Genomic DNA, 12661 nt, shown 5'->3' with positions numbered 1-12661 from the left:
CTCAGCGCTTCCAGCGGAGCGCCGCGGTATGCACGGGTGCGCCCCAGTGGCGCAGCATGTCGTCGTCCAACAGCGTCAGGGTGACCGAGCAGCCCGCCATGTCGAGCGAGGTCACGTAGTTCCCGACCAAGCTGCGAGCGATGTCGACGCCGCAATCCCCGAGCGCCCGCTCGGCCGCGGCGTAGACCAGCGTCAGCTCCAATAGCGGTGTGGCGCCGAGGCCGTTCACCAGGAGCAGCCCTTTTGCGCCGCGTTTCGGCTTCAGGCTGTCGCAGATGGCGGCCACGAGCTCGTTTGCGATCGCATCGGCGGACGCCAGCTTGACGCGACGGCGCCCGGGCTCTCCATGGATGCCGACGCCCATCTCCATCTCGTCCGCTCCGAGATCGAAGGTGGGGCGGCCCGCCGCCGGTACCGTGCAGCTGGTCAGCGCCACGCCCATGGAGCCCGTTCGCACGTTCACCTTCTGCGCCAAGGCGGCGCAAGCCTGAAGGTCGGCCCCCGCCTCGGCGGCGGCGCCGACGATCTTCTCGACGATGAGAGTACCGGCGACGCCGCGGCGGCCCGTGGTGTAGGTGCTGTCCTCGACGGCGACGTCGTCGTTGATCACCACCGATTTGTGCTCCCCCGCATACAGCTCAGCCGCCATCTCGAAATTCATGACGTCGCCGGAATAGTTCTTGACGATGAAAAGGACACCAGCGCCGCCGGCAGCACCCTCGGCGGCGAGCACGATCTGGTCGGGCGTGGGCGAGGTGAAGACCTCCCCAGGGCATGCTGCATCCAGCATGCCGCGCCCGACGAAGCCGGCATGCAGCGGTTCATGGCCGCTGCCGCCGCCGGAAACCAAGGCCACCTTGCCCTGCACCGCCCCGCCGGCGCGGAAGATCACCGCCGGCTTGGCGTTGAGGCGCACGATGTCGCGATGGGCAGAGGCGAATCCCTTGAGGCTCTCCGCCAGAACTCCCTCGACCGTATTCATGAATTTTTTCATTCGGCACCTCCCCTCGAACCCACCGCCCCGGACGCGGTCATTCCTTCTGCAGCAGGGACACGATTCGCTGGACGAAGTCGCGGACCAACGCTTCGAGCTTCGCCTGACGGACCGGATCCTCGAGTACGGGGATCTCCACATGCAAGGTCCGATAATGCGCGTGCCCCGGCTCTCCGGGCCTGAGCTCGCGGGCCTGGCGCGGATGCGCCAGCAGGTAGGCCGCGAGCAGGGTCTCGCGCTCGCGATCGGAGAAGTGGCAGATGTCGAAGATGGCCGGCAGGTGGCGGGCGGGAATCGGTGTGGGATCGTTCGGGTTGGTGATCTGGGAGACGAAGCTGCGATGCGTGCCGAGCACGCGGGCGATCTTCAGGCGCATGCCGGAGGGGCGCATGTCGATGTAGCGGCGGAGCAACACCTTGTAGCCGCCGATCAGCGCTTGGCGCGTCGGCGGCGCGTCGGCCTGGATCGCCGCCGCGGCCGGATCGCCGGTGCCGCTCATCGGGCTACGTCTCCGCGGCGCGGATCGCCGCCTTCACTGCCGGCGCCGCCGTCGCGGCGACGGAAAGCGCGCGGATACCCGCCTTCAGGAGCGCCGGCACGCAATGGGGCAACCCGGCCATCTCGCCGCAGACGCTGACCTCGACGCCGCGGGCCCGCCCTGCCGCCGCGACTTGCGCGATGACCGCAAGCATGGCGGGCTGCAAGGGATCCTGCAGATCGGCGAGCTCGGCGCGATCGCGGCCCGCGGCCGCCAAATACTGCAGGAGGTCGTTGGTGCCGATGGAGAGAAAATCGGCGGCGAAGTCCGCAGCGGTAAGCGCCGCCGCCGGGACCTCGACCATCATGCCGAAGGCGGGCATGGCGGCGGCAATTCCGCGCGCCGTGAGCGCCTCGACCTCCCGGACCATCATCATGCGCGCCGCCGCCAGCTCCTCCGGCCTCGTCACCATCGGCACCATGACCTTGAGGTTGCCGGACGGCGCCGCGCGCGCCAGCGCCCTCAGCTGCACTGCGAAGATCTCCGGGCGACGCAGCGACAGACGCAAGCCGCGCACGCCCAGGAACGGATTCTGCTCGCCCTCCGGCGTCAAGCCGGGAATCGGCTTGTCCCCGCCCGCGTCCAAAGTGCGGATGGTGACCGGCCTGCCGCCAGCCCAATCGAGCAATTGCCGGTAGATGCGGAGCTGGGCTTCCTCGTCCGGCAAGGCCTCGCCGGCGCGAAACAGGAATTCAGTGCGCGTGAGCCCGATGCCATCGCACAAATCGGGACTGACGGCGGCCAACCGGCCTGGATCGTCGACGTTGAGATAGACAGCGACGGGAACCCCATTGGCGGAGATCGCAGGCGCGGTGGCCGCCGATAGCGCCGCCGCCGCATTCCCGGCGCGCGCCCGACGCCGCCCCGCGCAAGAGACGAAGGTCGCCGGCTCCGGGTCGAGGATGAGCACACCCAATACTGCATCGAGGATGGCCGGCGTTCCGCCGTCGGTGTCGACGCTGCTCACTTTCGGTCCGATCAGCATCGGCACGCCGCGCGCTCGTGCCAGCATGGCGACGTGGCTGGTGATGCCGCCCGCGCTCGATACGACGCCGGCGTAGCGCTTCCAGTCCACCTCAAGAAAGCGCGACGGGGTGAGCTCGTCGACGACGAGGATGCTGCCTTCTTGCGGGGGCGGCGGGGTGAGAGCCCCATCGATGAGGCTGGAGACGCGGTCGCGCAGATCGACGAGATCCTGGGCGCGCTGGGCGAAATACTCGTCGCCGCTCCGGCGGTAGGCGTCGATCTCGGTGTCCAGCGCCCCGCGCCAGGCCCTGCCGGCATCCTCGCCCGCGGCAATGGCAACGAGCGCCGGGCGCGTGAGCTCCGCGTCCTCGGTGAGCGCAATCTGAAAGGCCAGAAGGTCGGCGGCGAGACTGCTGCCGTCCTGGGCGAGCTCGCCCAGCTGCGCGCGCGCCAGCCGGAGCGCGGATTGGACCTTCTCGGATTCGACCTCGGGTCCAAGCGGTCCCTGCTCCGGCTGGGCCACGCCGCAAGACCTCGCCGCGGCCAGCCGGCGGACCGGGCCCCAGGTAAGCCCCGGGGAGGCAATTTGCGCCGGCAAGGTCCGTTCGCCGCGCGTCGGCGCCGATGCCGCGCCCCGCTCCTCGGGGCCGGCAGCGGCCGGCGGACGCAGGCGGCTCGGCTCAGGATGTCTGTTCGAAGTCACCGAGCACCAGCTTCTCGATGTTGCCGAGAGCCTCGGCGGCGTCGGCTCCGACCGCGCGCAGCTGCAGCACGGTTCCAGTCCGCGCCTTCAGGCCCATGACCCGGACGATGCTCTTCGCGTCGACCCAGTCGCCCTCCTCTCCGACCCTGAGCTCGATTGTGGCGGCGAAGCGGGCTGCCAACTGCGTGAGCTTGACCGCGGGCCTTGCGTGCAATCCCACCGCATTGCGCAGCGGAACGACCAGCGCCGCGGTGCCCACCGGATTCTCCGGCGGGCTTGCGGGCGCCTCCTTGGGTTTGGAACCCGATCTCGACATCGTTCCGCTCTCCTCGAACCCTTCAGCCGACTTCTTCCGCCGCTTCGCGCACCTCATCCAAGGAGCTGCCGGTCGAGGCTTGCGTTGCCGCCATGACCGCCCCCTCGACGATCGGCGCCGCGCACAGCACGACCTTGGCGCGCCGCTTCTCATCCAGCATTTCGATGGCCATTTCAGCGTTCATCTCCGCACCGCCGAGGTCGACCAGGACCGCGACGCCGGCTTCGCTCCATACGCTCTCGATTCGGCTCTTGATGGCATTCACGTCGGTCCCGAGACCGCCGGCCGGATTGCCTCCGCACCAGGCGACAGGCACGCTGTCGCCGACCATCTGCCGGACCATGTCGACGGTGCCTTTGGCGATATCCGAGGAATGGGAGACGACGACGATTGCGACGGTTCGGCTCATCGCTCTTCTCCCACGAGCTGGCAAAGCGCGGAGACCAACAGCCGGGCCGAGGCGGCGCCGGGATCGAGATGGCCGATACTGCGCTCGCCCAGGAACGAGGCGCGCCCTTTCGTCGCCCTGAGCGGTCGCGTCGCCTCCAAAGCCTGCTCGGCCGTGTCGGCGACCCTGTGGGCGAGATCGAAGGGCCGGGCGCCGTGGGCGAGCGACTGCTTGAGCGCGTCCCTGACCGGAACGAGCACGTCAAGCAAGGTCTTCTCCCCCGGGCTCGCCTTGCCGCGACGACCGACCGCGCTCACCCCCTCGCTCAGCATCTCGGTCAACAACGGCAGATCGAGCGTCTCCGCCGTTCCCGCCGCCTTGCCCATCGCCATCAGCAGGCTGCCGTAAAGCGGCCCAGAGGCACCGCCGACGGTGGCGACGAGAATGGTGCCGGCGCGCTGCAGCATCGCTCCGGGCGCGGCTTGAATGAGATCTTCCGCCGCCTCCTTGAGCGCCTTGAAGCCGCGGCTCATGTTGGTGCCGTGGTCGCCATCGCCGATCGCAGCGTCTAGATCGGTCAGCAAGCGCGTGTTCTGCGCCACCACATCGGCGCAGGCGTTGAGCGCCCGCAGGCGCTCGGCGGGGTCAGCCAACATCAATCCCTCCGACGGCATCGGCGCTCCGAATTCATCGCCCGCGGATGCTCCTGTGAAATTGTCAAGCGGCAATGCGGTCACCATTGGCGTCGAAGTAGAGCGGCCTTACCACTTCGACCGATACATCGTCACCGACGCCGAGCTCGGCATCGGGATCGGCGAGTGTGACGACCTCGCTGTCGCCGATCCGCACGTGCAGATGGTTGCGGTCACCCAGATGCTCGATCCATGTTACCCGCCCGCGCGCGGTCCCTGGACCCGCCTTCGCGATCGCAAGCTGCTCGGTGCGTGCTCCGATCACCGTCGCCGCCCCGGGCGCGCCCAGCTCGGGAAACAGGCTGCGCGGCACAAGATTGATGCCGGGATGGCCGAGCCGGGCCGCGACATGGACGTTTCTCGGGTTCTCGTAAATCTCGCGCGGCGTATCGAGCTGGACGAGCCGGCCCCGCTCGATCACGCCGATGCGGGTCGCCATGGTCATAGCCTCGATCTGGTCGTGTGTCACATAGAGTATGGTGGCGCCCAGATCCTGCTGGATGCGCTTCAGCTCCAGCCGCAACTCGCCTCTGAGCTTGGCGTCGAGCGAGGACAGCGGCTCGTCCATGAGATAGACGGAAGGCCGGCGCACGAGGGCGCGGCCGATGGCGACACGCTGCATTTCGCCACCAGAGAGCTGGGTCGCCCGGTTCTTTAGCTTGGCGCCGATGCGAAGCAGCTCGGCCACTTCGTGGACCCGCCGGCGGACGTCCTCCTCCGGCAGGCGGCGAAGCGGCGAACGCAGCGGAAACGCCAAATTGTCGTACACCGTGAGATGCGGATAGAGCGAATATTGCTGAAAGACGAAGGTGACGTCGCGCTCGGCGGGCGAGGCCCGCGTCACCTCGCGTCCGGCAATGCTGATGCAGCCGGCATCGGGCCGCTCCAGCCCTGCGACCAAGCGCAGGGTCGTGGTCTTACCCGCTCCGGTCGGTCCCAGTAGCGCCACGAACTCGCCGTCGCCGACCGCAAGCGTGAGATCGCTGACGGCGGCAAGGCGACCGAAATGCTTGGTCACGCCCCGGATGACGACCTCAGCCACGGAGCTCTCCCATCGCGCGACCGGTTCTAACCGCTCGCCCCGAAGACTTTTCGAACAGCGATAGCTTGGGGGCGAGGAAATTCACGGCGACGCGCTCGCCTCGCCTGACCGGCACATTTGCCGCGATCCGCGCCCGCAGCATGCCGTGTGGGGTGGCGAGCGTCACCAGCTGCATGGTGCCGAGATATTCCGTGCCGAACACGTCCGCCGGCATGATGCCGCGCTCGGCGATCCGTACATGCTCGGGGCGGACGCCAAGAACGAGATCTCGCTCCTCCAGATCCTCGTGTATCTCCGGCACCTCGACGATGCCTTCGCCCAGCCGAATCGAGGCCGTACCCCTACTAAGCCCGGAGCGAAAGTCCAGGAAGTTCATCGAGGGCGAGCCGATGAAATCCGCGACAAACAGCGATGCCGGCCGCTCATAGATCTCCTTCGGCGTGCCCAGCTGCACGATCTCGCCCTTGCTCATGACCGCGACCTTATCGGCCATGGCCATCGCCTCCAGCTGGTCATGGGTGACATAAATCGTCGTCGCCTGGAGGCGATTGTGCAGCATCCGCAGCTCCGCGATCATGATATGTCGGAGCTCGGAGTCCAACGCGCCGAGCGGCTCGTCCATCATGAACGCTTTGGGCTGGCGCACGATGGCGCGGCCGAGCGCGACTCGCTGCCGATCGCCCGAGGTGAGGCCCGAGACCGGTCGATCCAGGAGATTGGTGATGCGCAGGATGCGGGCCGCGGTCTCGACCACCGGGCGAATCTCGGCGCGGCGCATGCCCTGGCACTTCAGCGGAAAGGCGATATTGGCGCGCACGCTCATATGCGGATAGAGGGCGAACAGCTGGAAGACGAATGCGATGTCGCGCTCGGCGGCGCGTCGGAAGGTCACGTCCTCGCCGCCAAGCAGGATACGGCCCGAAGTCGGCAGCTCCAGGCCGGCGATCATGCGCAAGGTCGTTGTCTTGCCGCAGCCGGAGGGCCCGAGGAGGCAGAAGAACTCCCCGCTCGCGACCGTGAAGGTCGAACCCTTGACGGCGAGGAAATCGCCGAAGGTCTTGCACAGGGCTTCGACTCTGATCTCGGCCATCGAAGGCGCGCCTCAGTCGGGAAACTTCGAGACGATGATGAACATCACCGTGCCGAAGAGAATGGTGGCGAAGGAATGGGTATAGAGCTCGAGGGATATCGGCTGCATCAGCATGAGGATGCCGGTCGCGATCAGCACCGTCGCGAGGGTCTCCCAAGGCCGTCGCCGGAAGATTCGGGCGAGCGGCGAGCCCTTGAGCATCCCTTGATCGAGATGGTCGCTCATCGACGCACCGCTCCGAAGGTGATGCCGCGCAAGAGCAGCTTGCGCAGCAGCACGGTGAAGACCACGATCGGGATCAGGAAGAGCGTGGAGCCGGCGGCCACCGCGGGCCAATCCTGTCCGCCTTCACCGATGATGAAGGGAATGAATGGTGGCGTCGTCTGCGCTTCGCCTGAGGTCAGCAGCACGGCGAAGGCATATTCGTTCCAGGCGAAGATCAGGCAGAAGATCGCCGTCGCCGCGATGCCGGTCGAGGCCTGTGGCAGAACCACCTTCCAGAAAGCCTGCAGGCGCGTATAGCCGTCGATCATCGCCGCCTCCTCGTATTCCCGAGGAATCTCGTCGATGAAGCCCTTGAGCAGCCAGACCGCCAGCGAGAGATTGACGGCGGTATAGAGCAGGATCATGCCGAGCTTGGTGTCGGTGAGGCCGAGCTCGCGGTACATGAGATAGATCGGAATGGCGACCGCGATCGGCGGCATCATCCGGGTCGACAGGATGAAGAAAAGCAGATCGTCCTTGAGCGGCACCTTGAAGCGGGAGAAGGCATAGGCGGCGGCGGTGCCGAAGAGGATCGCCAAGAACGTCGAGCCGAAACCGATGACGAGCGAGTTGATGTAGCGCGGCAGATATTTGGACGGTCCGGCGATCACCATGTTGCGGGAACGCACGAGCTCCTCGTACCAGGATTGCGCCGGCGGCAGGCTGTGGATGTACTCCGGCGTTTGCCGCGAGCGAGTGGTAAAGAGATTGACGTAGCCTTCCAGCGACGGCGAAAAAACCAGCTTCGGGGGATAGGCGATCGAATCGGGCGGCGTCTTGAAGCCGGTGATGACGATCCACACGAGCGGCACCATCGAGACGAGCGCGTAGAGCACCACCAACGCCGCGGCCACACGCCTGGACCAGGCGCTGGGCTCGACGACCGAATATGCGGTGATGCCGCCGCTCATCGCTGCTTCACCTGGTTGAGCGCCTTCACGTAGATGTTGGCAAGCCCGAAGATGGCGACGAAGAGGACGATCGCGAAGGCGGAGGAATAGCCTGTCCGCCACTTTTCGAAGGCTTCGCGCTTCAAAGTGATGGAGGCGAGCTCTGTCGTCGATCCCGGACCGCCATTGGTCAAGAGATTGACCATATCGAACATCTTGAAGTTCTCGATGCCGCGGAACAGCACCGCCAGCATGATGAAGGGCAGCGCCAAGGGGAGCGTGATCGACCAGAACTGCCGCCAGGCCGAGGCCCGGTCGACCTCTGCTGCCTCGTAGATGTAGCCGGGAATGGAGCGGAGCCCGGCGAGGCAGATCAGCATTACATAGGGCGTCCACATCCAGACATCGACGATCACGATCGACCACGGTGCCAGGCTGACATCGCCGATCATCTGGAACGAGGACGGCGGGATGCCGGCGATGAACGAGGCGGCGTAGTTGAAAAGGCCGATCTGCGGCTGATAGAGGAATGTCCAGAAATTGCCGACGACGGCCGGAGACAGCATCATCGGAATGAGAATGACGGTGGTCCAGAAGCCGTGGCCGCGGAACTTGCGGTCGATGAGAACGGCGAGGAGGAAGCCGAGAATCGTCTCGATCGCGATCGTCCAGAAGACGAAGCGAGCGGTCACCTGCATGCTGCTCCAGATGTCGGGATCGGTCAGGATGCTGACATAGTTGTCGATGCCGACCCAGCGGAGCGGCGCATTCGCGCGGTTCACCCGGTAGTTGGTGAAGGAGAGCCGGATCGTCCAAATCAACGGAAAGATGTTGATGGCGAGGAGCAGCGCCATAGTCGGCAGGACGAATACCCAGGCGATCGCCCGATCCGACAGGCCACGCACGCGCCGGACGATCGTCTCCGGCGTCGCGGCGGCGACACGTTCGGCAACGGACGCGCTGGCGGCAGCCTCGTGCATGGAAACGCCACTTTGATCTCGAATGGGCAGGTCGGGCAAGACATGTCCCTCGCGACGCCGCCTCGAGTTCCCCCGCGCGGGGAGCGATCCCGTGCGGGGGCGACTCGAGCGGAGGCGATCTGAGCGGCTAGAGCTTGCCTTCTTCCTTGAAGACCTTCTCCCAGTCCTTGACCAGAAGATCGAGCGCCTCCTTGGCCGTGCCCTTGTCGGCTACGACGTAGTCATGGATGCGCTTCTGCATGTCGAGCAGCAGCTCCGCATAGGCGGGCTCCGCCCAGAAATCGACGACGATCTCCATGGATTTGAGGAAGTCGGGCGCGAACGGTGCGCTCTTCGGGAAGCTTGGATCATTGACGACGGCCTTATGGGCAGAGTAGCCACCGAGCGCCCACCACTTCTTCTGCACGTCGGGCTGGGCAAACCACTTGATGTAGCGAAGCGCGTCATCCTTGCGCTCGGAATACGAAACGACCGAGATGCCCTGGCCGCCAAGCTGGGTCGCATGCTGCTTCTCGGCCGGATTGACGAAGAAGCCGATCTTCTCGCCGCCGACATTGGGATCCTTGTAGAGGCCGGGGAAGAAGGCGAACCAGTTCATCTGCATCGCCACCTGGCCCGATTTGAAGGCATCGAGCCCCTCTTGCATGTAGGCGTTGGTCATGCCGGGCGCGGTGCAGCACTTGTAGAGCGCCTTGTAGAATTCCAACCCCTTCACCGCATCGGGAGAGTTGACGAAGCCTTCCATCTTGTACGCCTTCTTCGGATCTTCGTACTGGAAGCCGAAGTCATAGAGCACGTTGGTGACACCCATGGTGATGCCTTCCGAGCCGCGCTCGGTGAAGATGTAGGCGCCGTAAACCTTCTTGCCGTCGATTTCGCGGCCTTGGAAGAACTCGGCGATCTGCTTCAGTTCGGTGTAGGTCTTCGGCGGAGCCAGATCGCGGCCGTGCTTCTGCTTGAACTCGGCCTGGATCGCCGGTCTGGAGAACCAGTCCTTGCGATAGGTCCAACCGACCGCGTCCGCCATTGCCGGCAGCGCCCAATAGTTGGGCGTATGCTTCGGCCACTCCGAATAGCCGAGCACCGTCGCCGGCATGAAGTCATCCATCTTGATGGCTTCCCTGGCGAAGAAGTCGTTGAGCTTGACGTAGTGACCTTGCTCCGCCGCGCCGCCGATCCATTGGCTGTCGCCGATGATCAGATCGCACAGCTTGCTCTTGGTGTTGAGCTCGTTGAGGAAGCGATCGGCATAGCTCGTCCAAGGGACGAACTCGAATTTCATTTGGATGTTGGACTGCGTCGTGAAGTCCTTCGACAGCTCGACCAATGCATTGGCCGGATCCCATGCCGCCCAACAGAGGGTCAGGGACTTGCCCTGAGCCTCGGCCCTGTCCGCTGGCACCATCGCGACCGCTGTGGCGATGAGGCTCGCCAAAAGGCCTACGCTCGACCTCGTCATGCGTTCTCTCCCTTCTTCATGCCGGATAATGCGGTCCGGCCCGCGGGACGGTGCCCTGTCGGGACCGTCCATTGATGTTTAGTTTAGTTGATAATACTAAACTCAACATGCGTCAATGGTCGGCGTCGGATCGGCGGCATTCACACCGATAAATCGATCAAATATTGCGCGAAATGGGGGAACAAACGACGAAACGTCATTCCCTGGCATGGCCGGCCGTAGGCGACGGAGCCGCTATGTTCAGTGATTGTTGAGTGTTCGGCGGCTGGGGTACGGCCTTGCGGCTCACTCCTCCTGCGCCATGGCCGCGGCTGGGGCGGTGACGACCGGCGGCTTGCGCTTGGTCCACAGCGAGGCCACCACCGAGCCGATGGCGCACAGGAGCAGGAAGGCCGCGATCGGGCTTTTGACGAAGATGATCGGGTTGGCCCCGGAGATGGTCATCGCCTGGCGGAAGGATTGCTCCAGCATGCCGCCAAGGATGAGGCCGAAGATGAGCGGCGCCTTCGGGATGTCGAGCTTGCGGAAGCCGTAGCCGAGCGCCCCGAAAAAAAGCGCCAGATAGAGATCGAAGGTGTTGGTGTTGAAGGAAAAGACCCCGGCCGAGGCGATGCCGAGGATGATGACCAAGAGGATCGCCGGCGGCACATAGAGCACGCGGGCGAAGACGCCGACCAAGGGCAGGTTCAAGACCAAGAGCATGACATTGCCCACATACATGCTGGCAATGAGGCCCCAGACCAGGTCGGGATGGGTCTTGAACAGCATCGGTCCGGGCTGGATGCCGTACATGATGAAGGCGCCCATGATGACGGCGGTGGCGCCGGATCCGGGAATGCCGAGGGCCAGGAGATGCACGAAGGCGCCGCAGGTATCCGCATTGGTCGCCGCCTCCGGCCCGGCCACGCCCTCGATGGCACCATGGCCGAAGCGTTCGGGATGCTTGGAAACCTTCTTCTCGGTGATGTAGGCGAGCATCGCGGCAATGGTGCCGCCGAGGCCGGGGGCCGCCCCGCAGAAGAAGCCGACGGCGGAGCCGCGGAAGATGGCGGGCCACGCCAGACGCCATTCTTCCGGCGTGAACCACAACCTCCCCTTGATCCTGACCGTGTGCATGGTGCCCTCGAGCGTGCCCTCGACCATGCGGCTCACCTCGGCAATGGCGAAGAGGCCGACGACCACCACGAGGAAGCTCACCCGGTCCTGCAGCTCGACGAAGCCCATGGTGAAGCGCACCGTGCCGCTCTGCAGATCGATGCCGACGGTCGCCAGCGCCAGGCCCACCAAGCAGGCGATCATGCCCTTGGCGATGGAATCTCCGGTCAAGGCGCTCACCGTAGTCAGCGCGAAGAGCATGAGGGCGAAATACTCGGCCGGGCCGAAATGGAGCGCCAGGGTGGCGAGCGGCATGGCGATGAAGGCGAGCGCCGTCACACCCATGGTGCCGGCAATGAAGGAGCTGACCGCGGCGATGGCGAGCGTGGCTCCGGCGCGGCCCTTGCGCGCCAACGGATAACCGTCGAGCACGGTCATGACCGCGGCCGCATCGCCGGGGGTGTTCAGGAGGATCGCGGTCACGGCGCCGCCATACATGCAGCCGTAATAGATCCCGGCCAGCATCATGAGTGCCGTCGGCGGATCCATGCCGAAGGTGACCGGGATGAGGAGCGCGATCCCGGCAGACGGGCCGATGCCGGGCAGATGGCTGATCATCGTGCCGATGAACACGCCGAGGAGCGTGTAGAGGAGATTGACGGGCTGTCCGGCGACGGCAAGCCCGTGCAGGATGCCGTCCAGGCTATCCATGGACCCGGCTCCTCACAGCGCCAGCAATCCGTCCGGCATCAGCACGCCGAGGAAGCGCACAAAGACCGCATAGGCAAAAGCGGTGAAGCAGAGCGCCACCGCGAGATTGACGAGATGCCGGCCACGGTTGAAGAAGGCGAGCAGGCCCAGGAGATAGAGCGCGGTCGCCAGCACATAGCCGACCGGCTCGAAAGCGGCATAGTAAAGGACGGTCCACGCCGCCATGCCGAGGAGGATCAGGCGGTGGCGCCGATCCTCAGGCGTGACCGGCGCCTTCTTGGCGACGCGGCGGCGCTTCCGCCAGGTCTCGAAGGCCAAGAGCAGCCCGGACAAGACCAGGCCGATGCCGATCAGGGCCGGAAACGCCTTCGGGCCCAGAGGATCGCCGATGGCAAGGCTCGGCAGACGCGAGTCGGCATAGAGATAGACGAACGCGCCAAGAATGGTGACGAGGGCGAGCAGAGCGTCGGCCATGGCTTAGTCCCGCGCGAGGGCCATCGGATACCCCCCTCCCCATCCCTCCCCCTCAAGGG

General features: G+C 65.5%; 14 protein-coding genes. All 14 read right to left on the bottom strand.

The genetic code is table 11. The features are described 5' to 3' along the window. Position 1: 1 nt before the first annotated feature. A complete protein-coding gene (dhaK, locus tag HY058_22000; GenBank protein ID MBI3499979.1) occupies positions 2–994 on the bottom strand; it encodes a dihydroxyacetone kinase subunit DhaK in 993 nt (330 codons plus the stop codon). A 37-nt stretch (positions 995–1031) separates the two neighbouring features. Then, entirely contained in the window at positions 1032–1460 is a 429-nt protein-coding gene (locus HY058_21995; protein ID MBI3499978.1) for a hypothetical protein, read from the bottom strand. A gap of 37 nt (positions 1461–1497) precedes the next feature. Beyond that, a complete protein-coding gene (locus HY058_21990) occupies positions 1498–3096 on the bottom strand; it encodes a phosphoenolpyruvate--protein phosphotransferase (GenBank protein ID MBI3499977.1) in 1599 nt (532 codons plus the stop codon). Between the two features lie 82 nt (positions 3097–3178). Beyond that, on the bottom strand, positions 3179–3517 hold the full coding sequence (locus tag HY058_21985; GenBank protein MBI3499976.1) for an HPr family phosphocarrier protein: 339 nt from the start codon (positions 3515–3517) through the stop codon (positions 3179–3181). A 22-nt stretch (positions 3518–3539) separates the two neighbouring features. After that, complete coding sequence (locus HY058_21980) at positions 3540–3926, bottom strand: PTS-dependent dihydroxyacetone kinase phosphotransferase subunit DhaM (protein ID MBI3499975.1); 387 nt, start codon at positions 3924–3926, stop codon at positions 3540–3542. Then, positions 3923–4645 carry a dihydroxyacetone kinase subunit L gene (gene dhaL / locus HY058_21975; protein MBI3499974.1) on the bottom strand — a complete coding sequence of 241 codons (723 nt, stop codon included), beginning with the start codon at positions 4643–4645 and terminating at the stop codon, positions 3923–3925. Before dhaL ends, HY058_21980 begins: the two co-directional genes overlap by 4 nt. Next, on the bottom strand, positions 4623–5639 hold the full coding sequence (locus HY058_21970; protein MBI3499973.1) for an ABC transporter ATP-binding protein: 1017 nt from the start codon (positions 5637–5639) through the stop codon (positions 4623–4625). Before HY058_21970 ends, dhaL begins: the two co-directional genes overlap by 23 nt. Continuing rightward, positions 5632–6729, bottom strand: coding sequence for an ABC transporter ATP-binding protein (locus HY058_21965; protein MBI3499972.1), 1098 nt, complete (start codon positions 6727–6729; stop codon positions 5632–5634). Before HY058_21965 ends, HY058_21970 begins: the two co-directional genes overlap by 8 nt. Positions 6730–6741: 12 nt before the next feature. Beyond that, on the bottom strand, positions 6742–6954 hold the full coding sequence (locus HY058_21960) for a hypothetical protein (GenBank protein ID MBI3499971.1): 213 nt from the start codon (positions 6952–6954) through the stop codon (positions 6742–6744). After that, positions 6951–7904 (bottom strand): carbohydrate ABC transporter permease, encoded by a 954-nt coding sequence (locus tag HY058_21955; GenBank protein MBI3499970.1) that lies wholly within the window; start codon positions 7902–7904, stop codon positions 6951–6953. Before HY058_21955 ends, HY058_21960 begins: the two co-directional genes overlap by 4 nt. Further along, complete coding sequence (locus HY058_21950; protein MBI3499969.1) at positions 7901–8863, bottom strand: sugar ABC transporter permease; 963 nt, start codon at positions 8861–8863, stop codon at positions 7901–7903. Before HY058_21950 ends, HY058_21955 begins: the two co-directional genes overlap by 4 nt. Before the next feature lie 127 nt (positions 8864–8990). Continuing rightward, the gene (locus tag HY058_21945; GenBank protein ID MBI3499968.1) at positions 8991–10322 is read right to left on the bottom strand and encodes a carbohydrate ABC transporter substrate-binding protein; all 1332 of its coding nucleotides are present in this window, start codon (positions 10320–10322) and stop codon (positions 8991–8993) included. Positions 10323–10607: 285 nt separating this feature from the next. Further along, the gene (locus tag HY058_21940; GenBank protein MBI3499967.1) at positions 10608–12128 is read right to left on the bottom strand and encodes a tripartite tricarboxylate transporter permease; all 1521 of its coding nucleotides are present in this window, start codon (positions 12126–12128) and stop codon (positions 10608–10610) included. 12 nt (positions 12129–12140) lie between these two features. Then, positions 12141–12602: a tripartite tricarboxylate transporter TctB family protein gene (locus HY058_21935; GenBank protein MBI3499966.1), complete on the bottom strand. Its 462-nt coding sequence runs from the start codon at positions 12600–12602 to the stop codon at positions 12141–12143. Positions 12603–12661: the final 59 nt, after the last annotated feature.

Source organism: Pseudomonadota bacterium (assembly GCA_016195085.1).
Taxonomy (GTDB): domain Bacteria; phylum Pseudomonadota; class Alphaproteobacteria; order SHVZ01; family SHVZ01; genus JACQAG01.
Note: the sequence above shows the minus strand (reverse complement) of the source record. Positions and strands in the feature narration are given on the sequence as shown.

Excerpts from the sequence above, each read along its gene's own strand:
- dhaK (MBI3499979.1), bottom strand. The coding sequence starts at position 994 with ATGAAAAAATTCATGAATACGGTCGAGGGAGTTCTGGCGGAGAGCCTC.
- HY058_21985 (MBI3499976.1), bottom strand. The coding sequence starts at position 3,517 with ATGTCGAGATCGGGTTCCAAACCCAAGGAGGCGCCCGCAAGCCCGCCG.
- HY058_21980 (MBI3499975.1), bottom strand. The coding sequence starts at position 3,926 with ATGAGCCGAACCGTCGCAATCGTCGTCGTCTCCCATTCCTCGGATATC.
- dhaL (MBI3499974.1), bottom strand. The coding sequence starts at position 4,645 with ATGGTGACCGCATTGCCGCTTGACAATTTCACAGGAGCATCCGCGGGC.
- HY058_21965 (MBI3499972.1), bottom strand. The coding sequence starts at position 6,729 with ATGGCCGAGATCAGAGTCGAAGCCCTGTGCAAGACCTTCGGCGATTTC.
- HY058_21960 (MBI3499971.1), bottom strand. The coding sequence starts at position 6,954 with ATGAGCGACCATCTCGATCAAGGGATGCTCAAGGGCTCGCCGCTCGCC.
- HY058_21955 (MBI3499970.1), bottom strand. The coding sequence starts at position 7,904 with ATGAGCGGCGGCATCACCGCATATTCGGTCGTCGAGCCCAGCGCCTGG.
- HY058_21950 (MBI3499969.1), bottom strand. The coding sequence starts at position 8,863 with ATGCACGAGGCTGCCGCCAGCGCGTCCGTTGCCGAACGTGTCGCCGCC.
- HY058_21945 (MBI3499968.1), bottom strand. The coding sequence starts at position 10,322 with ATGACGAGGTCGAGCGTAGGCCTTTTGGCGAGCCTCATCGCCACAGCG.
- HY058_21940 (MBI3499967.1), bottom strand. The coding sequence starts at position 12,128 with ATGGATAGCCTGGACGGCATCCTGCACGGGCTTGCCGTCGCCGGACAG.
- HY058_21935 (MBI3499966.1), bottom strand. The coding sequence starts at position 12,602 with ATGGCCGACGCTCTGCTCGCCCTCGTCACCATTCTTGGCGCGTTCGTC.